Source organism: Nostoc cycadae WK-1 (assembly GCF_002897135.1).
Classification (GTDB): Bacteria; Cyanobacteriota; Cyanobacteriia; order Cyanobacteriales; family Nostocaceae; genus Nostoc_B.
Genome location: NZ_DF978428.1, coordinates 25973 through 46683, shown reverse-complemented (window position 1 = coordinate 46683; position 20711 = coordinate 25973). Strand labels below are relative to the sequence as shown.

Genomic DNA, 20711 nt, shown 5'->3' with positions numbered 1-20711 from the left:
ATAGTATTTACTATATTTTAATATCTATGGTAATTCCTTATAGGAAGTAAGATTTTTTGAGCAATTCACTTGAGAATGCTTCATAACCGTTAAATACCGTAGATAAGTTTTTTAAATATTTTATATCTGTGAGGAGCAATCATGGCAAAGTATCTTCTAGCTTCTGCTAGTGGAGCTAGTTTTTTATGTTTAATTAACGGACTATTACCCATTCAAGCACTGGCTAATACCGTACCAACCGAGCAAAAGTTATTATTAAATGCTCCTCAAAAATCAGCAATTGTCAATAACAAAATCCCTAATCAACTTAACAAGTTTAATCAAGTTACTTTACCCAAAACGGCTGAAACTAAATTAATTATAGCCAATGATAGCCCAGCAGCATCACCTACTATTCCAGACAAGCAAGAAAGCCAAGATTCATTTTCCCCTCAAGAGTTGCAGATATCAGATAACAATGACAGCCCTCAAGTAACATCTGTATCACAGTTTTCTGATGTGCAACCAACTGATTGGGCTTTTCAAGCATTACAGTCTTTAGTTGAGCGTTATGGTTGTATTGCTGGTTATCCCAATAGCACTTATCGCGGTAATCGTGCTATGACTCGTTATGAATTTGCAGCTGGCTTAAATGCTTGTTTAGAACGAGTTAATGAACTCATCGCCACAGCAACTTCTGATTTAGTCAAGAAAGAAGATTTAGCAACTTTGCAGAAGTTACAAGAAGACTTTGCTGCGGAACTAGCAACCCTACGGGGACGGGTGGATGCACTAGAAGCACGCACCGCAGAACTAGAAGCAAATCAATTTTCTACTACTACTAAACTCAATGGAGAGGTAATTATCGCAGGTATTGGTGCTACAGGTGGCGCACCTAATCAGGGCGATCCTAATATTATCTTGGTGAATAGAGTTAGGTTAAATCTCACCACTAGCTTTACTGGGAAAGATTTATTAATTACTGGTTTACAAGCTTATAACTTTTTGGGTGGTGTAGATGGAAGTGGTAGCTTGCAAAGAGGTTTAGGGTTAGCTTCGGATTTACTGACAGCTAGTAGTGCGCGGACAAGTTTTGAACCGTTGTTTCCTGGGCTTGATGTGAAAACTTTATCAGATCAGGCAGCAAATAGCGTACAACTCTATAAATTACTGTATGTTTTTCCTGTTGCTGATAAATTGACTTTGTTTGCGGGAACTGCTGCGGAAGCAACTGATGCTTTTCCTGCAATCACACCTTTTTATGGTGAAGGACAAGAGTCAATTTCGCGGTTTGCTGGTTTAAATCCTGTAGCGCGAGTTTCTGGAGGAACTTCGGGAACTGGTTTAGCCTCGGCAGCGGGATTTATATTTAATATCTCTCCTCAGTTAGATTTAAGAGCTTTATACGGTAGTGTCAATGCGAATATACCCCAAGAAGCGGGTGAGATTGTGCCAGGTGTTTCTAACACTCCTTTAGGCGCAGGTGTATTTGGTGGTAGTAGTGTTGTCAGCGCTCAATTAACGTTTAAACCCACTAGTTCGATAGATGTGGGTTTAAACTATGCCCACAGTTATCACGAAATTAACATTTTAGGTACAGGATTAATTCGTGATGATATTGGTGCGTTAGCTGGCGTTCCTTTAGGGACACCAGTGTCCCTAAATTCTGTTGGTGGTACGGTAACTTGGCGCTTTTCTCCAAAAGTTGCTTTGTCTGGTTATGGTGCTGCAATGTTTGTGGATGATTCTTCTGATGCTGTTAATGCTTCCACCACTTTTACTAGCTGGATGGTAGGGCTGCACTTCAATGATTTATTTAAATCAGGAAATAATGCGGGAATTCTGTTTGGACAACCCCTGTTTCGTTCTGATGCAGGTGGTACGGCTCAACTGGCTCCAGATGGGGTAAATCGTGCCACTCCTTATCATTTAGAGGCGTATTATCGTTTGAAGCTGACAGATAATATCAGCATTACTCCCGGAGCTTTTGTGTTGTTTAACCCTGAAGGTGACAGTAGAAACGAAACTACAACTGTGGGTGTACTTCGGACTACTTTTACTTTTTAGGATGGTTGATAGCAGTTCTCGGTTGAGAGTAGAACTGTTTTGACCTTTCTCCAAACCTCTCTCCTACAAGGAGAGAGGTTTTGAGTGTGAACTCTATATTTGTACAAATTAGAAATTTTAAAATGGGGAAGTTGCTAGAAAATATGCAAAATCAAGAATTAGATGTAAATAAATATATTGAACAAATATCTTTATTATTAAATTTGCCAATCAAAAATGAATATCGTGATGGAGTGGTTGCAAATTTTGTAAGAATTAAAGCGATCGCTCAACTCGTAAATTCTTTTCCTTTACCCGCAGAAGTTGAATCTGCACCAGTATTTGAACCATAGTTGCTGATAATCTACTGGACTCCTCAAGTAAATGCACTGAGTCTTAGATATAACTACCAAGATTAAGATATTAGCCAATAATGCTATTGGAAACAGGAAATGAGTAATTTCAATGCTGGTAGTTCATTGAAGTCTGCGGCTATTGGGAAATTTTTGGTGCGTTTGCTGTGGGTGCTAATCGGAATTGGCGTTATTTCTACGTTTTTCTCTTTGTTAGCAGTCATAGCACAGCCAATTTATCAAATATTTGCTTCTATTGATGGACTCATATCAATAGTTTCGTTGTTGATTGGTGTAATTTCAATTATTATTTTTTTGGTTTGGCTACATCGTATCCATACTGATTTAAAAAATCTTTTCCAGGAATATCCGATTACTCCCGGCGGTGCGATCGCGCGATTTATGATTCCCATATACAGCCTTTGGGGAATATCTCACACTTTATCTACCTTTGCCGAAAAATTTCAAGCAGAAGGTGGTGATTTAACGAGTTTGAGTGAACGAGTGCGATCGCTGATAGCGCCACTATATTGTTTTATGATCGGGTCAAGAGCTTTGAACCGCATTGTTTTTGAAGCTTCTAAAAATCCTGGAGATAAATTTCTCCCTGTGTGGTTTTTAGTATCTTGTTTTGTCGACTTGGGTTTTACTGTTGTATTGTTACAACTCACAAAAACTATGGGGACTGCGGTTACTCAAAAAGCTAAACGCAATATTATCTAACCAATGAATTTAGAGTTCGCTGATGCCTTATCAATAGCAGCAGCTGTGCGCGGTGGTCAATTTAGTGCCGTAGAAGTGACTCAAGCTGCACTCACAAGAATTGCCAATCTAGATGAGCAACTTAACTGTTTTACCACCGTCATTACCGAAACAGCTTTAGCAGACGCAGCCAGAATTGATCGAGAAATCGCTCAAGGTAATTCTCCAGGTTTACTCGCTGGCGTACCTTTTGCTGTGAAAAATCTGTTTGATATTGCTGGTGTCACAACTCTGGCTGGGGCAAAAATTAATGCCGAAAATTCCCCAGCTACCCAAGATGCAACAGCCGTCGCCAACTTGAAACAAGCTGGTGCGGTGTTGGTTGGGGCTTTAAATATGGATGAGTACGCTTATGGATTTGTCACGGAAAACTTTCATTATGGTGTTACTCACAATCCCCATGATTTACACAGGTTAGCAGGTGGTTCTTCTGGTGGTTCTGCGGCGGCGGTGGCGGCTGGTTTGGTTCCTTTCACACTGGGTTCTGATACTAACGGTTCAGTTCGCGTACCTGCGGCTTTATGTGGGGTGTTTGGTTTAAAGCCAACTTACGGACGCTTATCTCGTGCAGGTGTCACTTTATTTTCTAGTAGTTTTGACCACATTGGCAGTTTTGCCCGTTCGGTGCAAGATATCGCTACAGTATTTGATGTGCTGCAAGGAGAAGATGAAGGCGATCGCATTTGTACGAAACGTCCACCACAATTGTGTTCACCCCAACTCCATCAAGATATCTCTCATCTGAGAATTGCGATCGCAGATGATTATTTTATCCAAGGTGCAGCACCGGAAGCATTAGCCGCAGTGCAAACAGTAGCAGCGGCTTTAGGTGTAACTGAATATATCACCATACCAGAGGCTCAACGCGCCCGTGCAGCGGCTTTTGTGATTACAGCCAGTGAAGGCGCAAATCTGCATTTAGATCAATTGAAATCGCGTCCTCAAGATTTTGACCCCGCAACCCGCGATCGCTTTTTGGCTGGGGCGTTAATTCCCAGTAGTTGGTACTTGCAAGCGCAACGATTTCGTCAATGGTACCGCGATCGCGTTCGAGAAGTTTTCCAAAATGTCGATATCATTCTCGCCCCAACTACACCCATTTCCGCACCATTAATCGGTCAGCAGACAATGATTTTAGATGGTGCAGAAATTTTAGTGCGTCCTCATTTGGGATTATTCACTCAACCCTTATCTTTCATTGGCTTACCTGTTTTATCAGTTCCCATTCAACGCCCGGATGCTTTACCTCTCGGTGTGCAATTAATCGCCGCACCCTACAATGAAGCATTAATCTTACGAGTAGCAGCCTTCTTAGAATCTCAAGGTGTAATTTATGCCCCCGTAGTCAATTTAAACCAAAACTCCGCCTAACTCTGTCTTTAACTCCGCACTTTTTGACGCTTGACAAGCTTGATTAACAACACAAGCAGTCAACCACACTAAACCCACCGCATAACCAGCAATCACATCCGTAGGCCAATGTACTCCCAAATAAAGCCGACTAAAACCAATTGCCAAAATTAAAGTCACAGTCAAGGTGAAAATCTGCGATCGCCATTGGGGAAATTCTTTGGAGAGGGAATAGCCCATACAACCATAAACCACCATTGACACCATTGCATGTCCACTGGGAAAACTGTAGTGATTGACGTTAATAATGTAATCCCACAAAGCTGGACGCGCCCTAACAAACAGTTCTTTCAGCAGGTAATTTAAACTAATCGCCCCCACCGCCGCCATCCCAAAGATAGTAGCTTGTAATCGACGGCGGCGATACAGCAACAGCGCTTCCCATGTTAAACAACTCAAGATTAACAGTGGTGGCTCACCTAGGGAAGTTATACCTACCATGAGGCGATCTAGTAAGGGCGTATGCAGCTTTTGAAGAGTTAGTAAAATACTGGTGTCTAAACCATTTATGTGTAATAGGGCTGCACCCAAAGACAAAGCAGAAAAGGCTGCTGCTACAGGAATTAGTTGACTACGCCATTGATTGACTGTGGTATCTGATAGCACCACCCTAGAAAGGCTCTTGCTAGGAATAAATTCTGGCGCACTACTGGGTGGTAATTGTTTATGAACTCTTGTGTAATCTAAAACGATATTTTGCAGCAGCCAGGCGATCGCATTGGGACTAAAATCTGGCTGAAACAGTACCAAAACATTCCCTGTTAAATGGTTAGCACTGGCTTGAAAGATCATATCTTCCTTTGACAATCTCAATTCTAGGTATTGTTTGAGCGCTGGAGAATCATATAATCCCCTCACTTTATATCTGGCTCTACCTTTGATAGAAGTATGTATCGCTCGAACTAAAAAATTTTCCCCAAGAAGATTGCCACAATCAGTGTTCATTGTTCTGCTTCACAAATTTTTGTAATAGTCCCAAAACATCAGAGGCGCTAAAGTCTCTTTTTCCCATAGTATCAAGGCTACTCAGGCTTCTAGTGTTCAGCCTGGAGGAAGATTAGCCATGCAATCACAGATTGAGTAACTCTACATTAATGTCAATAGTTATCAAAAAATAAATTTTGTGGGCAAAATTTGACAAGTGCGTTGATAATTGCCTCAAAGTATAAGGAGTCGGAAACATGAGTTTCTATCGTGGGCGGAAAGTTTTAGCTGTGTTGCTCATCTCAGTATTATTATTGACAACAGCTTGTACACCTAAAACACCAGGGCGTTTTGACCAAGTACAACAAGAAAGTAGTAAACAGAAAAAAGGTCAAGCAGTTGCCAAGACTGCGACTCAGGGAGGTGAATTTAACAAATTCTTCCCAAAATCTGGTGGTGGTTATGATCGCGTTTACACTCAAGAGAAAAAAGGTTTTGCAGAAGCTAAGTTGAAAAAAGCTGGTAAAGAAGTAGCGGTGCTGTCGATTTCGGATACAACCAGCACCCCAGATGCAGCAGCAAAATTCTCTAAAAGTACCAAAAAGATTGCTGGATATCCGGCTGTAGAACAGGGTAAAACCCAAAGTGCGATTTTGGTAGGGAAGTATCAAGTCAAAGTTCAGTCAAAAGCTACGACATTTACAGCGAGCGATCGCGCCGATTGGCTCAGTAAATTTAATCTTGATGGCCTAGCCAAACTCAAATAATCGACACTCAAAATATTTACATAACAAACTCGCAATCAGGAGATTTTTATGGGTAAACCGATTCAAGAATTGGTTGATCAACTACCAACTGGTGGTTTAACAATATCTATGTTGAAGGCTCTCGATTTTGTTGCTCCTGGTGAATGGCAAAATACTGTTGGCTTCGTCAATACCATTAAAACTGTGACTGGTGAAGATGACGAAGAGTTAATTCAACAAATTGGCGAACGAGCTATTTATCTGTATAACGATAGCTCTCAAGGCTACCAAACAGCTATGTGGCTTTATCAAACTGTTGATGGTACAGATAAAGTTCTCGGTGCAGCCGCTTTAGCTAACAAAGTTGGTGAATCAATTCCCCTTTTGGGTTTTCTTAACTCTGTGACTCCCAAACCAGATAAAGCACAAACGATTGATTTATCCTTAAAAGTAGTCGCTGAATTAGTAGCTTTTTGCCAAATTAATGGTATTCCTGGAGATAGCATCGGCGATTTTGTCGGTGCTTTAGGTGAATATAGTGGTGAATCGCTCATGCGATTAGTTGCATTAGTTTGTATTGATGGGTTGATACCTTTAGGCCCAGATTTCATCAATAAAGCGTTATCTTTACTTAACCAAACTAGCCCCCAAGAACTGGAACAAAACACAACCTTTAAAGGCATTCAAGATGCAATTCCTGGCGGTAATGCTGCTAGTAAACTAAACTTTATTGGCGAAAGTTTTGATTCTGTTAAAGGTTGGATGAATGGCTTAGTTACTAGCAATAATTTAACTCCGCAAAATGTCGTTAGTCACTTGCAAAGTTTTATGGAAGTGAGTGATGACAAGTTGGATTATTTGGCAGCCTTCTTAGATGTGTCTACTAATTATTACGAACATACAGGTACGCAAACTTTAGCACGTCGCCTAATTGAACGCGCTGTAGCTGAGATTTAGTTAAATCACTCCTAGTCATTAGTCATTATGTATTTACAAATGATTAATGACTAACTTATAAGTTTAAATTTTCGGCGATCGCATCTAAATAAGGCTGAAAAATTACTAAATTTTCCAATTTTTCAAACTTACCTTTAGCAGCATTTGGGTCAAAAGCTGTACTAATTATATACAGCGCATTCCCATCAAAAGCAGCATAACTAATATACTGCTCTTGTAATCCACCTTCAGCTTTAATACCTGTGAAACCGTAGCGTATTCCTGGCAGCTTACCAACTGATATATTTTCTAATGGATGAGTAGAAAATATAATTTTATTGCCATTTCCTTTTTGGCGGTCTTTACTCAACGCAGCATAATAGTCACCAGACCAAGCTTTCAGCGCTGCGAGGACTTTATTTTGGTTACTAGAATTTTTATAGTCTAGTTTCGTGCCCAAGGAAATACCTGCATCAGCCAGATGCTTTTGAAAATTGGGATTTTGACTAACTTGAGAAACACTCATCTCAAGTGTACCTAAAACTTCACCTTTGGCAGATACACATAACAAAGGTTCAGTTCCCTGACATGGAACTACTTGCCAACCGCTAGGCACTACAATATTTTTACCTAAAACTTTCTGCCAAACATTTCCCCCTATTGGGGTAGAAGGGTTTCCCGGCTTAACTGGTGGGGAAGCCTTGGATGTGGATGCTACTTGGTTCTTTGGCTCTACCTTAGTTCCAGAAAAGTAGGGGAGGATGAATTTTGCACCGAATGGCATTAATAACAGTAAAAGCGCAGCTATGAAAATATGATAAACACGCAACATTTTTCTGAAAATCCAAGGCCAGAAATTACCGAATCAGGCTACAGACTACAACATTTAGTATGTATATAGGTAGATACACAACAGATTACAGGTGAATGAGATCCAAATTTTAAGAACAAAGCAATATACCAAGAGGCTTTCCAGCTTATTCCCTATTTCTTACTATATTTCAATTGCTGGATATTTTGCCAAGGAAATTTTACTACCTAAATTTATTGTAACTTTATATATACTGGTTAGACACGTAGCAGCGCCGTTATAAAATCGTGAGCGCTACTACAACTAGTATTTTGATTAATATTTGTCTAAATTATTTTATTGGTTAGCCAGATGGGCTAGAAGTATTATTTGAAGCGATGAGCGCTGTTGCTACGATTTTGTTTGTGTCTTACAACCGCTTTGCGTTTTTGTTTTTCTAGTGGTGTCTCAAAGTGACGTTTCTTTCTCATGTCTTGGAAAATTCCAGCTTTAGATACTTCCCCTTTAAATCGTCGCAAAGCTGAATCAATACCCTCATTCTCATTCCTTCTGATGATGGATGAATATTGAACTATAGAGAAAAAATAAGATACTCCAGCAGAAACGAGCCAAAGGCTCGTTTCTGCTGGAGACTCTAAATGCTAAATTTTTATTTCAAAATTTTAGTAACGACCGCCACGACCGCCACCGCCACCGCCACGGTTATTGTTACCCCAGCCGCCGCCACCACCGCGAGAAGGGCTTCTTTCTTCACGAGGTTTAGCTTTATTTACTTTCAAGTCACGTCCCATCCATTCAGCACCATCTAGTGCTTCAATAGCGGCAGTTTCTTGTGATTCTGTTTCCATCTCTACAAAGGCAAAACCACGAGGACGGCCTGTTTCTCGGTCAGTGGGTAACTGAACACGATTTACTTTTCCGTATTCGCTAAATGCCATTTTCAAGTCTTCCTCAGTGACTTGGTAAGACAAGTTTCCAACGTAAATTGACATATAATGTCTCCGAATTCAGGGAGTGTAGAGAGTTAAATTCGGAGAGACGCTTTTTCAAAATCAAAACGAGTTACTCAACCGAAAATAATCCTTATATGCCAAAGTATAGCACAACCTTCAAAGAATCAAAGTTATCAAGTAGTCAAAAAACTTTGTAGTTTGTAACTATATGTATAAGATATTTGAGTATTTGTACCTAATAAATATTTAAAAATATGTTCATAGACATTTATTAGATTAACTATTACATATAATTATGAATTATATAGTCAATCTAGACAAGCTAATTTTAACTATATATATATATAGTGTTAAACTCTTTTAAGATTGTCGAACTCTAATAATATCCTTTGCGCTTCCTGACACAAAATTTGGTGATAGTTACTATTGCTGGCAAATAATCCTCCCCACTGATTGATATCATCGGTGTTATATCGCAAAGGACTGCCATCAAAATGAGTAAAACTACCACCAGCTTCGGTTAAAATTAGCTCTGGTGCAGCTATATCCCAGTCTTTAGGCGCAGACTTACCAGAAAGAGAAATATAAATGTCTGCTTTTTGTTCAAGAATAGTAGCAATTTTACAACCTACACTGCCCACAGCTTTTTGATTTTGACAAGGTAAGTGTTGTAGTAAATAGTTGAGCCTTTCATGGCGATGAGAACGACTGACAACTAAGGTTAAATCTTCGATGGATTTTTCTGTTAAAAGTGTAATGGGTACAGTTGCTTTTGGTGTTTCCTTAAATGTTCCGCCATCTTTTGTAGCGTAGTAGATTGTTTCGGCTTCTGGCACAGCTACGATTGATAAAATAGGGCGATGATCTTGAATTAAAGCAATGTGAATCGCATAGTCTCCAGTCTTGTCAATAAAATCTTTGGTGCCATCTAAAGGATCAATTAGCCATACTAACTGAGAATTTTGTTCCTGGAGTTGTGATTTATAAGTTTCTTCGCTGATGTAAGTAAAATCTTCGCCACCAAAAGCAGCTTGTAATCTCTGCAAAATATATTGACTGACGGTAATGTCTGCAATGGTCACAGGCTCATTCTGTTTGTATTGCACCTGTAAATCAGCATCTTTAATTGTACCGTGGTAATAAGAGTGGAGTATATCTGCGGCTTTCCAGCCTACATCACGAGCGATCGCTAATATTTCGGCTAAATCTTTCATTGCTTCTCTTCCATCCAGCGACGTGTGCCAAAAAATTGACAGGAACCAGCGGCGATATTAGCGGCTTGTGCTAAGGCATGAGTGAAATTATCACTTAATATATAGTGGCAGAAAGCGCCGTGAAAAATATCTCCAGCCCCCAGTGTATCAACTGGTGTAATGCGCGATACGGTTATGGTACCACTTTGCTGACTACTTAGATATGCTATTGGTTGATCGCCGTGGGTAATAGCAATGTGGGGAATGCCAAAATTACTCAGGTAATCAATCACCTCTACTTCTGCATTGCAATTGGGCGGATGAAAATTGGCTGAACAAATCGCATAATCTACGAAAGGTAAGATTTCTTCAAAGCCAGGTTTCCAGCTACCGCCATCGATGACTACGGGGATATTATGGTTTTTTGCTGTTTGCGCGATCGCTTTACCAACTTCCATCTGATGTCCATCAATTAATACAATATCAATATCTGGCAAAATATTCACGGGGATAGATGTACTGCTGGCTTGGGTTTTCGCCGCATTAATGGAAATTACCGCTCGTTCACCAGTTGCTTGAGTCACAATAATTGAAGATACAGGTGGGGGTGTCGGCTGGTTAGGTTCAAGGTCGGCGATCGCTACTCTATAATTTTCTAAGTCACGATAAATTAGTTGCGTCATTGGGTGCGAACCAACCACACCCAAGATATCTGCTTGATTACCTAAATGAGCAAAAGTTACAGCCGCATTTGTCGCTGGCCCTCCTGCTGCTACAGTATAGTCAGCAGCAACCATCTTCTGATTATTTTGAGGGGCAGAATCAGCAAGATAAATCAAATCTAAAGTGACTAAACCAACAAATAATCCCCGATACACCAGTAATTTTTGTTCTCCAGAACTAAAACGACAAAACCTAATTACGAATTACGAATTCCGAATTATATTCTCATGCAAACAGATCCACAACCAGGAACACTTTACGTTGTTGGCACACCCATTGGCAATCTAGAAGATATCACTTTTCGGGCGGTGCGAATTTTGCAGACAGTGGATTTGATTGCGGCGGAAGACACCCGTCATACAGGCAAACTGTTACAACATTTTCAAGTTAAAACACCCCAGTTAAGTTACCACGAACATAACCGCAATAGTCGCATTCCTGAAATATTAGAGCATTTAAGTAATGATAAAGCGATCGCTTTAGTTAGTGATGCAGGTATGCCGGGAATTTCTGATCCTGGTTATGAACTAATTAAAGCTTGTATTGATGCCGGAATCAACGTAGTACCAATTCCCGGTGCAAGTGCAGCAATCACAGCTTTGAGTGCGGCGGGATTACCCACAGATAAATTTACTTTTGAAGGTTTTTTACCGCCAAAAACCCAACAGCGACGGGAACATCTAGAAACTTTGCAAACAGAATCCCGCACTTTAATTTTCTACGAATCGCCCCATCGTTTACCCGAAACTTTGCAAGACTTAGCAGAAGTTTTTGGCAGCGATCGCCAAATTGTCTTAGCCAGAGAATTAACTAAATTATACGAAGAATTTTGGCGCGGCACAATCGCTTCGGCGATCGCCCACTACCAGCAACGGGAACCCCAAGGTGAATACACTTTAGTTGTGGCGGGAACTCCAATCACTCAACCATTATTAACCGAAGTAGAACTAAAAGCTGAATTACAACAGTTAATTAGTCAAGGAATATCGCGATCGCAAGCCAGCCGTCAACTAGCTAAATTTACCTCACTTTCCCGCCGCCAAGTCTATCAACTGGCGCTGTCTATCATCGTGAGTGCTGAGTAACTTTCAGATTTCTGCCTAATCAACTGATTTTTTACGTATATTTACTTAAAAAACATAAAGCCTAGATAAATTTTTACCATGTTCTCTGGTTTTTAATTAATAACTAAAATATAATCAACGTAAATTAACTTTATTTTGAGTCAATAAAATCAAACAGTTATGAGTAGGCTTTTAATCAAACTTATAGGCTTAATTTTATTATTTCTAGGTTTATATTTTTTCGGACAAAACATTATCTTTGTTAGCGGCTACTATTCATTTTTCTATCGGAGTTTACCTGCAACTGGTTCAGTTTTAGCAATTATGTCTGGGATTTTTGCCTTGATTTTCTTTCCTAGAGAAACGGGTAATTTTGGTTGGATATTGCTAGGTATTGGCATAGTGCTAGTTTTCTTAAGTGGAGGAGTAATTTTAAGACCAACTAGTTTATGGAGTTTTGCTGTTGCATTTACTGCAATGTCCCTTGGTTTTAAATTATTAAATCAGGGCAGAATTAACTTATAAAGGATGAAATAACTATTTTGTCAGAGTATTAATACATACATTTATTGATAATAATAGAAACTTGAGTATATCTTTCATCAAAACTCTATTTGCAATAGACAATGATTCATTTGTTGATAATTGCATATAATACTAAATTGCCATAATAAATAGGATTTCTCACGCTGCTTTATGGTGGTGTGATTGCCAAAACAAGGCTATTCAGCGGAGTTTGGCTAAGTTGAAGGCTACTATTACAATGGAAATTATTGATAACGAGGAAACAGAATGACCCAAGTGGTTCTAGGCGAAAACGAGGGAATAGATTCAGCGCTACGTCGGTTTAAGCGCCAAGTATCTAAAGCTGGTATATTAGCTGACGTTAAATACCATCGACATTTTGAAACACCATTAGAAAAGCGCAAACGAAAGGCCGTAGCAGCCAGACGCAAGCGCCGATTTAAATAAACATCTGTGGTTTGGTACTGGCGTTGCTTAAAGAATATCAATCTCAATCAGCAACAGCACTTTGCCATAATACTCACATGAAATTTAACAACCTTTACCCAAACCTATGCCAGGGTTGGGTATATTGCTGTTTATGGTAACTAGAGGCTAGAGGATAAAATTTTGACTCAGCACTCCATTAACTATTAACTTCAACAGTGCGGCTATTACAGCGATTCATAGCCTTTTCGACTCCTTGTTTCAGACTCATTTCTACACACTCAACTACAAACTGAAGTACAGCAGACATCAATTGAGTTTCAGCAGCAGAAAATTTTCCTAGTACATGAGAGACAGTTTCTGAGTTATCGCTGTTAGCCGCGTCTTTTGGTTTACCAATGCCGATACGCAAACGAGGAAAATTTTGCGTGCTAAGATGGGCGATCGCACTTTTCATCCCATTATGCCCACCAGCAGAACCAGATAAGCGCAGGCGAGTTTTCCCTAAAGGCAGATCCATATCATCATAGATGATCAAAACAGACTCTGGGGGCAATTTGTACCAACTTGTTACAGATTGTATTGCTTGTCCTGAGCGATTCATGTAAGTTAACGGCTTCAGCAACCGGATTTTATTTCCAGCAAATGCTATACCTTCGCCATACTCTCCCTGAAACTTGCGATTTTCTGTTACAGAAATTTGCCAAGCACGAGCCAGAGCATCGACAGCAGCAAAACCAATATTATGGCGTGTTTGTTCATACTTCGGCTCTGGATTCCCCAAACCAACAATTAGTTGGGGAATTACCAAAGCTGGTTGTGTTCCAACTTCTGTCATTTCACTTACAATCAATCGATTCGCAGCACTATTTTAAGGGATTGGAGGCTAGAGGCTAGTTTTTAACTCAGCACTCAATTAGCTATTTTGAGAAGAATTAACTGTATCTTGTTGTGGTTGAGCCGCTTCGATTTTTTTAGGTTCCAGTTCAGCAGTAGTTTTCACAACTTGTTCAATTTGTTCGGCTTCTCGTTTAAATTCATTTTGAAATTCATTAGAAGCCTCTTGAAAACCGCGAATCGCTTTCCCGACACTGCGGCCAATCTCTGGCAATTTTTTAGGGCCAAAGATTAAAAGTGCGACTATCATAATTACAGCCATTTCTGGCAGACCAATACCAAATATATTCATGCGATCGCTCCTATAACTATGCAGGCAAACAAAATTAGGAGAGTGGGGAGTTAAAATAAAACATTTCCCCATCATTACTATGGTGACTTGTTTCAGGCTAACCTTTCAAGTCCATAACTTACAAAAAAACCCGGACAAGCCGGGTGTAAGTTCGCTGAATACGCAAGCTTGATTGCTACGTTGTAAATTAGCCGCCTAAACTGCGCCAATCAACCAACACATCCTGAATTGAGATGGATCTATTGTAAAGTTGCAGAATTATCAGTAAAAACACCAAAAATAGCGCCATAAAAACGCCCATTACTGGGGTAGTTCCCCAGCCTGGAGCCACTTTACCGTACTCAGAATTCAAAGGTCTCAGGATATCTCCCAACCTAGTCCGTTGTGCCATAGTTCACCTAAGATTAGTTGCCAAAGCTTTTTTTAATCTTCTGTAATATTCTATAAGAATAGCACTCATAATCAATCTATATTTTATGGAACCCGCAATAGTTCTTAGCATTTCTGTTGGCGCGATGCTTGTAGCCATTACTGCCTATGGAATTTATACATCATTTGGCCCACCAAGCAAGGAGTTGGCAGATCCTTTTGACGACCACGAAGATTAGATTGGGTTAATAGTCAATAGTCCATAGTCACTAGTCCAGAGTAAAAATATGGCGACTCCGGACTGCTGACTTACTTCTGTTGAGGATTAGATGCTGATATTAATTTGACAGTAATGATTTTTCCAGGATGTATTGTAAGTGGTTGTTGCCTAACTGAAAATTCAGTGATATCTAGGGAACTTTCTAATAAATCTACTTTCTCTCCTAAAAGCAGGTCTAAATCGCTCTGTAAGCACAACTCGGCTGTTTTTCCCTGTGATTCATAACACCGAAGGATAAACTCTTGGGGGTTATCTTCCGTTGGCTTCAAGGCCATTAAGATTAAATTTTGAGAAGTTAAATTTAAGAAACTGATTCGGTCAATATTATTTAGTGCTGAGTGCTGAGTTATCGAACTTTGCTCAACGCGGGGAACCCGCGCACGCAAGTTCTCATTGAGTGCTGAGTGCTGAGTGCTGAGTTTTGAGTTTTGAGGAGAAAAGACTTGCAGGGGAATGTTTAGTTCATAGCCACGTTGTACGGTCTGGGCTGATTCCCAAGTATTAGCGTGAGGATACAAGGCGTAGGTGAATTCGTGAAAGCCTCTATCACACTCTGGGTCTGGCCAATTGGGACTGCGTAACAAGGATAGACGTAGTTGATTGTGTTGAGCGTCGTAGCCATATTTACAATCATTTAGCAAACTGACACCGTAAATACCGATTTCTGTTTCTCCGGTTAAATCAGCCCAACGTAAGGCGGGTACTTCCCATTTGGCTTGTTCTGGGGGGGTTTGGGGTTTAGTGGGGCGACGAATAGCACCGCAGGGAATTTCATAAGTAGCAAAGTCTGCTTCCACATTTAAAGGAAATGCAGCTTTAACAAAGACTTGATTTTCTTGCCAATTAACTGTGGTGGCAATTTTTAGCAGCGGTGAACCTGCTTGTAAAATATAATCTTGGCGAAATTCTGATTCGCCTAACTGACGCACTACACGCAGGCGATGTTGTACTGGCCCTTGTTCTAATACTTGAATAGATTTGAGACTGGTGGCTGGTAAGGGGTGTTGGGCATAATTGGGGTCAATATTCCAAGCATCCCAATATTGACCGCTATCTTTAAAGGCTTGTAATTGATTTCCTGCACCACTTAAGACTTCTCGTTGATGATTTTTATCCAAAACGCTGGATAAATCACCTGTGTCTGGGTCAATAACTACCCGCAAAAATTGATTTTCGAGGACAAAATCAGTGGTCGAAGATGGTGAATTGCTGGGGAGTTGGGATGCTGGAACCAGCCAAAATAGGCGGTAGCCTACGGAGGGAATATCGGTGGCTAAAAATAGTAATGTTGTTGGTTGGGTTAATTGAGAGATAATTTGATTTCCAGCGACATCGTATATCTGCCATGCTGGGTTAGCTGTAGGTAAGTTAATTGCAACTACTTCAGAACGCTGCCAATTGAGAGAATTAAAAACGAATATTGGTAAACTATTGGGTTCTGGCGGTTCTGGTAAGGTAAAGTGAGATGCGATCGCCTGCATCGACTCTACTAATATTCTTGTCCCCACTTGTTCGACTTGCTGCCACTCTGGCAAAGCATCAGTATAAACTTGAGTAATGGAAGAACCAGGTAAAACATCATGAAATTGATTAAATAACACTTGCTTCCAAGCTTTTTCTATCTCTGCTTTGGGAGATGTCGCACCACAAATAATAGTTGCTAACGTCGCAAAGAGTTCAGCTTGATAGAGTAAATTTTCACTATATCGATTCCACCGCTTTTGATCAGCGTGAGTAGTATAACAGCCGCGATGGAATTCCAGATATAGTTCATCATCCCAGGTGGGAAAGTCTGCTTGATTAATTTGTTGTAAATACTTTTCGGCGGTTGTAAACTCTAATTCTGGGAAAACTGGGGAATTTTGCCAGCGTTGAGCAATTTCTAACATATCACGGGTAGGGCCACCGCCGTGGTCGCCCACCCCAGGCAGCCAGAGTGATGCTTGTAAATTTGTTTGGGCTTGCCATTCCAGGGTGTAAGCTGCCATTTTAACTGGATCAATGCCTTCCCCAACAGGTGCAGACATCAAACTAAATACTTGACTACCGTCAGGCGATCGCCACCAAAAAGCCCCATAATCAAATTTAGTAGTATCATTCCAGCGCAGTTTTTGAGTGACAAAATACTCCACACCTGCATTCACAAAAAACTGCGGTAACGTTGCACAAAAACCAAAACTGTCTGGAACCCAAACTATCGGCGAAATCTTGCCAAATTTTTCTTGAAAATAACGCTGACCATACAATAACTGACGAACTATTGATTCACCACTAATTAAATTTAATTCTGGTTCTACCCAGGTAGCGCCAATAATTTCCCAAGTTCCAGCCGCTACGGCTTGTTGAATTGCGGCGAATAAATCTGGGCGATGTTCTTCCACCCAAGCATAAAGGGCGGGCGTGGAATGACAGAAAATTAATTCGGGAAAATCTTTTTGTAATTTCAGAACTGACTCAAAAGTATTTTGGGCTGCATTCCAGGTTTCATTCACCGGCCACAGCCATGCTAAATCTAAATGGGCATGACCGAGTAAATTAATTTTAAATTTTAGATTGTGGATTTTAAATTCAAATAACTTTTGACGCACAGACAAGAGACATTTTTCCCACTCTTCCCTCTCTTCCTTTGTGTCCTTTGCGCCTACCTGCTGGGAAGCCGCTTCGCGTCTAATGCGGTTCGTTATTCTTTCTATTTCCGCCGCCAAACCATCTAACCGTTCCGGCGCAAACTTTTCTAAATAAAGCTGAGTTACTGCCAACTCATCAGCCACGAAACCAGGGTCAGGATGATTGTAATCTGTAGACTCGTAAATTAAAAGCGATCGCATCAAAGCCCCATTGTCATGTCCGGGACTGACCAAGCGCAAAGCTACAATAAACTCATCCCCACTAGACACACTTTGACTCAGCAATACTCTGGGGTAAAAATCAAATAAATCTCCTGCTTGAACTAATTCTCCATTGACATAAACCTCGGCCGCATCAGCCCACCAAATCAAAGCCAAGCGCAAAGACAAACCCGCTAAAGAATAACCCTGTAAATCTTGGGGAACCACTAGTTTCTGTACCAGCCATAAAACTTGTTTCCCACCTTGCCAAGCAATATGTCCTTTAGCATTTAACTCTACAGGTTGCCAATCAGACAAATTAGATGTAACAACATCCGTAATACTCCGGTCACATTCTTGGTATAGCCAAGTAGACTGAAGATTAACTTGACAACAAGAGCGTAATTGCTCAATAGTCTCGGAGATTAAATTTGTCTGAGATTGAGATACAGGAGGGGTCATATTTTCGCTAAGATGATGGCACTTACGATGATTAACAGTTTGTCGTTATCTATTTTTTGGCGGGAGTCTCACAACTAAACAAAACTCGAACTCATAAATCACTACCATGTCATCTGGTTCTTCTGGGCGTTATCAAAGCAGACTCTTTAACTTTGTCCACCAGCAATCTCGGCGGTTGACACAACGATGGGAACAAACTTTTCGGCAAGTACAAGTTACTACTAAGTGGGGTGTAGAAGCATTACTTTACCCGTTGTATCTACTGTTACAGTCAGCCGAGTCAAAGGTGAAAACGCTGTATACCAAAGAACCACAAACTAGGCTAAAGTTACAACCAAATTATAGCGATCGCCCACCCGAAACTCCCTTAACTGCTGATACGCCTATACAGCGTGTCTTAGAAGCAGTCCAAAATCTTCCATCCGAAGAAATAACCACTACTGCAAAAATATCAGCACGTTGGAATTCCGTAGGGAAATGGTGGAGAAAACCGTTTAAACATCGTCCCACAAATAACACTTCTTTGGCTCAATCCTTAACGATTTCAGATAATTACCCTGGTAGTCTTACTTCACTTCAGCGGGAAAATGCTTTCCAGCGCTATTTACCAGCAGTCCAGGGAATTGCGACAAATTTAGGCGATCGCCATTTAGTCTTAGTGTCTAGCAGTAATGAAATCTTAGATGTTTTGACACCTCAGCAGCAGACAAAACTTAGAAACAAAATTATTCACGAAGTTGCTAATTACTGGCATACTCAACAAGTAATAGAAGCTGAAACATCATCAGAATTGTTACCAGAAATTCATCGTTTATTAGCTAAACTGACTGGTGAAAATACACATAATATTACACAATTAACTCAAGGCATACCTACCCATTTACTTAATAGTAGATCTTTCTTGGAACTAGTAGATAAATTTGTGGCAAAATTGGAAGAAAATGCTGTAGTTCCAGTACAACAACGTAGCCAAGAAATTATCCAAATTACACAAACACAATTCAATGTATTTCTTTATGGCAAAGAGGAACTAAACTCTAGGGTAAATATTGCCGTTACACCTGATATTTTAGAAACTCAAACACTCCATTTTCAAGCTTTGATTGAGGCAGCATTAAATTACTTTTTTGGTATTGGTAGAGGGAAAAAAATGCACTCAGGCAATAGTAAAATCCATGCTAAAGGGCAATATTTACACCCTAGAAACTATAAAGCTTTACCTCAAAACAAAAAATTAAAAAATAAAAATAAGGATGTAGCAGCCGTCCCTTGGTTGAGTTGGAATGACTTGTTTAGTAGTTCTCCAAAAGTTGCAGACAACACAGTGACACCCACATCACAGCAAAATTCTACTTTACCTTCCAGTCCATATCCACAGAAAAAGTTAACTATACAGCAACCAAAAGTAGGTGCTGGTTTAGTAAAAAGACAAAAATCAAGCCGCAATTTGATCCAAAGTCAAAAAATATCTGGTAAAGTTGCAAATGTCAAACAAACTGAAGCAAGCGAAATTACTCAACACCAAAGCCAAAATCATCAGGTTGAGGCTCAACCCGACTGGATAGACATTAAAGCAACTTCTATTGGTTATGAACAGCATTTCTTAGAAAAAATTTTAGTCTGGCTTGATAACACTATGTTGTGGTTGGAAGAAATGTTGATGAAAACTATTAAGTTTTTAGCAAGGCTCTGGCAAAGTAAGTGATGTATAATAAGTACAGAGTGAGCAAGAGAAAATATCTTACTTATACCTCAAAACTCAGCAATTTTAACTAATGAATAACGATAAATGACTATTAATTATTGATGGGTTCCTGCGTGAAAGTTCTTGTTTACTGTAAATATTTTAATTTCAAAAATCCACTAGATAAACCTAAGATTGAAACATTTGTGGCACATTTACCACAAATACCCAAGGTGGGTGAAACAATTGTCGTTGAGAGAATTTCACCTCAAAAACAGTTTGTGATTATTTTTGAATATATTGTAACAGCCGTACAATTGAATGCTTCTAAAGAGTCCGCTGATGCGGCAGATGCTCAAGTCAACGCATCTTTAAATCACTGTTGGGAAGGAACATCAAATTTTAAAATTACTAACTTTTTAGAGAAATAATTGTTATGGAAGTTCTTGCTATGTGAGTTTTGTTGACTGTTAACTACAGTTAACAGTCAACACTAAAAGATAGGCAAGTTAAATGTGTGAAAGCTGACCATTCGATTCAGCGACATGAGTTGCGCCAACTGCCATTACTTCAGACCATTCACTGACGCGGTTGTTATCTAAGACGGCTCGGACACGATAACCAAGCTGAATCTTGTGCATTAATAAGATTAGTTCACGGTTGAGTAATCCTTGTGATTTTTGGTTTTCATTAGATGCAGCTTGGATACGAAAACAGCGATCGCTTTGACGCTTCAACTTGGGAGACTTACCTTCGACCAGCACCGTTTGTAGTTCGTATTCTTTCGCATCAGGATACGGTTCCCAGCACATTTGCCAGTAAGTTGACCAGCGAATTAAATCTGATGGTAATTCCTTGACTTCATCCGACAATGTAGAAACAAGTCCGGTAACTGGAGGTTGTACTACTTGAGGCTGATTAAAGGAGGTGTCAGCAGCTAAAGAGGAATTGCCATCAACACTTAGTACCAACCCAAATATCAAAGTGAGCAACAGCATCAATCGTAGGCATTTTGATTGCACTACTGGCAAGATTTTCAGATTCATAA

At 40.0% G+C, this 20711-nt stretch carries 23 protein-coding genes; 12 read left to right on the top strand and 11 right to left on the bottom strand.

The window, feature by feature from the left end; translation table 11 throughout:
- Positions 1–141 precede the first annotated feature (141 nt).
- The 4 genes from NCWK1_RS12890 to NCWK1_RS12875 all read left to right on the top strand — a co-directional run bounded on the left by NCWK1_RS12890 (position 142) and on the right by NCWK1_RS12875 (position 4511).
- Positions 142–2046: an iron uptake porin gene (locus NCWK1_RS12890; protein ID WP_103124999.1), complete on the top strand. Its 1905-nt coding sequence runs from the start codon at positions 142–144 to the stop codon at positions 2044–2046.
- Positions 2047–2189: 143 nt separating this feature from the next.
- The gene (locus NCWK1_RS12885) at positions 2190–2378 is read left to right on the top strand and encodes a DUF4089 domain-containing protein (protein WP_103125136.1); all 189 of its coding nucleotides are present in this window, start codon (positions 2190–2192) and stop codon (positions 2376–2378) included.
- 99 nt (positions 2379–2477) lie between these two features.
- Positions 2478–3101, top strand: coding sequence for a DUF4328 domain-containing protein (locus tag NCWK1_RS12880; RefSeq protein ID WP_103124998.1), 624 nt, complete (start codon positions 2478–2480; stop codon positions 3099–3101).
- 3 nt (positions 3102–3104) lie between these two features.
- Positions 3105–4511, top strand: a complete 1407-nt coding sequence (locus tag NCWK1_RS12875; RefSeq protein WP_103124997.1) for an AtzE family amidohydrolase — start codon at positions 3105–3107, stop codon at positions 4509–4511.
- Here NCWK1_RS12875 and NCWK1_RS12870 read toward each other — a convergent pair.
- Positions 4491–5495, bottom strand: a complete 1005-nt coding sequence (locus tag NCWK1_RS12870) for a phosphatase PAP2 family protein (protein ID WP_103124996.1) — start codon at positions 5493–5495, stop codon at positions 4491–4493. The two genes, NCWK1_RS12875 and NCWK1_RS12870, sit on opposite strands and share 21 nt — an antisense overlap.
- A gap of 236 nt (positions 5496–5731) precedes the next feature.
- Here NCWK1_RS12870 and NCWK1_RS12865 point away from each other — a divergent pair, with 236 nt between their 5' ends.
- Complete coding sequence (locus NCWK1_RS12865) at positions 5732–6241, top strand: hypothetical protein (RefSeq protein ID WP_096583450.1); 510 nt, start codon at positions 5732–5734, stop codon at positions 6239–6241.
- Between the two features lie 48 nt (positions 6242–6289).
- On the top strand, positions 6290–7177 hold the full coding sequence (locus tag NCWK1_RS12860; RefSeq protein WP_096583452.1) for a hypothetical protein: 888 nt from the start codon (positions 6290–6292) through the stop codon (positions 7175–7177).
- A gap of 55 nt (positions 7178–7232) precedes the next feature.
- On the opposite strand, the gene NCWK1_RS12855 is transcribed toward NCWK1_RS12860, so the two are convergent.
- The 5 genes from NCWK1_RS12855 to NCWK1_RS12835 form a co-directional block, all read right to left on the bottom strand.
- Positions 7233–7988: a hypothetical protein gene (locus tag NCWK1_RS12855; protein ID WP_103124995.1), complete on the bottom strand. Its 756-nt coding sequence runs from the start codon at positions 7986–7988 to the stop codon at positions 7233–7235.
- 344 nt (positions 7989–8332) lie between these two features.
- Positions 8333–8524 (bottom strand): 30S ribosomal protein S21, encoded by a 192-nt coding sequence (rpsU, locus tag NCWK1_RS12850; protein ID WP_103124994.1) that lies wholly within the window; start codon positions 8522–8524, stop codon positions 8333–8335.
- 105 nt (positions 8525–8629) lie between these two features.
- Positions 8630–8959 (bottom strand): RNA recognition motif domain-containing protein, encoded by a 330-nt coding sequence (locus NCWK1_RS12845; protein WP_096583458.1) that lies wholly within the window; start codon positions 8957–8959, stop codon positions 8630–8632.
- Positions 8960–9270: 311 nt separating this feature from the next.
- Complete coding sequence (locus NCWK1_RS12840; RefSeq protein ID WP_103124993.1) at positions 9271–10134, bottom strand: 3'(2'),5'-bisphosphate nucleotidase CysQ family protein; 864 nt, start codon at positions 10132–10134, stop codon at positions 9271–9273.
- Positions 10131–10994 (bottom strand): sugar kinase, encoded by an 864-nt coding sequence (locus NCWK1_RS12835; RefSeq protein WP_103124992.1) that lies wholly within the window; start codon positions 10992–10994, stop codon positions 10131–10133. The genes NCWK1_RS12840 and NCWK1_RS12835 overlap by 4 nt, the downstream gene beginning before the upstream one ends.
- Positions 10995–11063: 69 nt before the next feature.
- Here NCWK1_RS12835 and rsmI point away from each other — a divergent pair, with 69 nt between their 5' ends.
- The 3 genes from rsmI to rpsU (NCWK1_RS12820) all read left to right on the top strand — a co-directional run bounded on the left by rsmI (position 11064) and on the right by rpsU (NCWK1_RS12820) (position 12872).
- Positions 11064–11921 (top strand): 16S rRNA (cytidine(1402)-2'-O)-methyltransferase, encoded by an 858-nt coding sequence (rsmI, locus tag NCWK1_RS12830; RefSeq protein WP_096583464.1) that lies wholly within the window; start codon positions 11064–11066, stop codon positions 11919–11921.
- A gap of 159 nt (positions 11922–12080) precedes the next feature.
- Positions 12081–12425, top strand: a complete 345-nt coding sequence (locus NCWK1_RS12825) for a hypothetical protein (RefSeq protein ID WP_096583466.1) — start codon at positions 12081–12083, stop codon at positions 12423–12425.
- 267 nt (positions 12426–12692) lie between these two features.
- Positions 12693–12872 (top strand): 30S ribosomal protein S21, encoded by a 180-nt coding sequence (gene rpsU / locus NCWK1_RS12820; RefSeq protein ID WP_008226419.1) that lies wholly within the window; start codon positions 12693–12695, stop codon positions 12870–12872.
- Positions 12873–13050: 178 nt separating this feature from the next.
- Here rpsU (NCWK1_RS12820) and pth read toward each other — a convergent pair whose 3' ends face one another.
- From pth to psbH, 3 genes are all read right to left on the bottom strand, one after another.
- Positions 13051–13689: an aminoacyl-tRNA hydrolase gene (gene pth, locus NCWK1_RS12815; protein WP_096583468.1), complete on the bottom strand. Its 639-nt coding sequence runs from the start codon at positions 13687–13689 to the stop codon at positions 13051–13053.
- Positions 13690–13767: 78 nt separating this feature from the next.
- The gene (locus NCWK1_RS12810) at positions 13768–14040 is read right to left on the bottom strand and encodes a TatA/E family twin arginine-targeting protein translocase (RefSeq protein ID WP_096583470.1); all 273 of its coding nucleotides are present in this window, start codon (positions 14038–14040) and stop codon (positions 13768–13770) included.
- Positions 14041–14227: 187 nt separating this feature from the next.
- Entirely contained in the window at positions 14228–14431 is a 204-nt protein-coding gene (gene psbH, locus NCWK1_RS12805) for a photosystem II reaction center phosphoprotein PsbH (protein ID WP_096583472.1), read from the bottom strand.
- 85 nt (positions 14432–14516) lie between these two features.
- Between psbH and psbN the strand changes: the two genes are divergently transcribed.
- The gene (psbN, locus tag NCWK1_RS12800) at positions 14517–14648 is read left to right on the top strand and encodes a photosystem II reaction center protein PsbN (protein WP_015111807.1); all 132 of its coding nucleotides are present in this window, start codon (positions 14517–14519) and stop codon (positions 14646–14648) included.
- A 70-nt stretch (positions 14649–14718) separates the two neighbouring features.
- On the opposite strand, the gene NCWK1_RS12795 is transcribed toward psbN, so the two are convergent.
- Complete coding sequence (locus NCWK1_RS12795) at positions 14719–17979, bottom strand: alpha-mannosidase (protein WP_103124991.1); 3261 nt, start codon at positions 17977–17979, stop codon at positions 14719–14721.
- A gap of 106 nt (positions 17980–18085) precedes the next feature.
- Between NCWK1_RS12795 and NCWK1_RS12790 the strand changes: the two genes are divergently transcribed.
- Together NCWK1_RS12790 and NCWK1_RS12785 are read left to right on the top strand one after the other, a co-directional pair.
- A complete protein-coding gene (locus NCWK1_RS12790) occupies positions 18086–19684 on the top strand; it encodes a hypothetical protein (protein WP_103124990.1) in 1599 nt (532 codons plus the stop codon).
- 113 nt (positions 19685–19797) lie between these two features.
- Entirely contained in the window at positions 19798–20094 is a 297-nt protein-coding gene (locus tag NCWK1_RS12785) for a hypothetical protein (RefSeq protein WP_096585642.1), read from the top strand.
- Positions 20095–20172: 78 nt separating this feature from the next.
- On the opposite strand, the gene NCWK1_RS12780 is transcribed toward NCWK1_RS12785, so the two are convergent.
- On the bottom strand, positions 20173–20709 hold the full coding sequence (locus tag NCWK1_RS12780; protein WP_103124989.1) for a hypothetical protein: 537 nt from the start codon (positions 20707–20709) through the stop codon (positions 20173–20175).
- Between the last annotated feature and the right edge of the window lie 2 nt (positions 20710–20711).

Excerpts from the sequence above, each read along its gene's own strand:
- rpsU (WP_008226419.1), top strand. The coding sequence starts at position 12,693 with ATGACCCAAGTGGTTCTAGGCGAAAACGAGGGAATAGATTCAGCGCTA.
- NCWK1_RS12795 (WP_103124991.1), bottom strand. The coding sequence starts at position 17,979 with ATGACCCCTCCTGTATCTCAATCTCAGACAAATTTAATCTCCGAGACT.
- NCWK1_RS12880 (WP_103124998.1), top strand. The coding sequence starts at position 2,478 with ATGAGTAATTTCAATGCTGGTAGTTCATTGAAGTCTGCGGCTATTGGG.
- NCWK1_RS12890 (WP_103124999.1), top strand. The coding sequence starts at position 142 with ATGGCAAAGTATCTTCTAGCTTCTGCTAGTGGAGCTAGTTTTTTATGT.
- psbH (WP_096583472.1), bottom strand. The coding sequence starts at position 14,431 with ATGGCACAACGGACTAGGTTGGGAGATATCCTGAGACCTTTGAATTCT.
- NCWK1_RS12855 (WP_103124995.1), bottom strand. The coding sequence starts at position 7,988 with ATGTTGCGTGTTTATCATATTTTCATAGCTGCGCTTTTACTGTTATTA.
- NCWK1_RS12810 (WP_096583470.1), bottom strand. The coding sequence starts at position 14,040 with ATGAATATATTTGGTATTGGTCTGCCAGAAATGGCTGTAATTATGATA.
- NCWK1_RS12840 (WP_103124993.1), bottom strand. The coding sequence starts at position 10,134 with ATGAAAGATTTAGCCGAAATATTAGCGATCGCTCGTGATGTAGGCTGG.
- NCWK1_RS12885 (WP_103125136.1), top strand. The coding sequence starts at position 2,190 with ATGCAAAATCAAGAATTAGATGTAAATAAATATATTGAACAAATATCT.
- pth (WP_096583468.1), bottom strand. The coding sequence starts at position 13,689 with ATGACAGAAGTTGGAACACAACCAGCTTTGGTAATTCCCCAACTAATT.
- NCWK1_RS12825 (WP_096583466.1), top strand. The coding sequence starts at position 12,081 with ATGAGTAGGCTTTTAATCAAACTTATAGGCTTAATTTTATTATTTCTA.
- NCWK1_RS12845 (WP_096583458.1), bottom strand. The coding sequence starts at position 8,959 with ATGTCAATTTACGTTGGAAACTTGTCTTACCAAGTCACTGAGGAAGAC.
- NCWK1_RS12870 (WP_103124996.1), bottom strand. The coding sequence starts at position 5,495 with ATGAACACTGATTGTGGCAATCTTCTTGGGGAAAATTTTTTAGTTCGA.
- NCWK1_RS12875 (WP_103124997.1), top strand. The coding sequence starts at position 3,105 with ATGAATTTAGAGTTCGCTGATGCCTTATCAATAGCAGCAGCTGTGCGC.
- NCWK1_RS12860 (WP_096583452.1), top strand. The coding sequence starts at position 6,290 with ATGGGTAAACCGATTCAAGAATTGGTTGATCAACTACCAACTGGTGGT.
- NCWK1_RS12780 (WP_103124989.1), bottom strand. The coding sequence starts at position 20,709 with ATGAATCTGAAAATCTTGCCAGTAGTGCAATCAAAATGCCTACGATTG.
- psbN (WP_015111807.1), top strand. The coding sequence starts at position 14,517 with ATGGAACCCGCAATAGTTCTTAGCATTTCTGTTGGCGCGATGCTTGTA.
- NCWK1_RS12790 (WP_103124990.1), top strand. The coding sequence starts at position 18,086 with ATGTCATCTGGTTCTTCTGGGCGTTATCAAAGCAGACTCTTTAACTTT.
- rsmI (WP_096583464.1), top strand. The coding sequence starts at position 11,064 with ATGCAAACAGATCCACAACCAGGAACACTTTACGTTGTTGGCACACCC.
- NCWK1_RS12865 (WP_096583450.1), top strand. The coding sequence starts at position 5,732 with ATGAGTTTCTATCGTGGGCGGAAAGTTTTAGCTGTGTTGCTCATCTCA.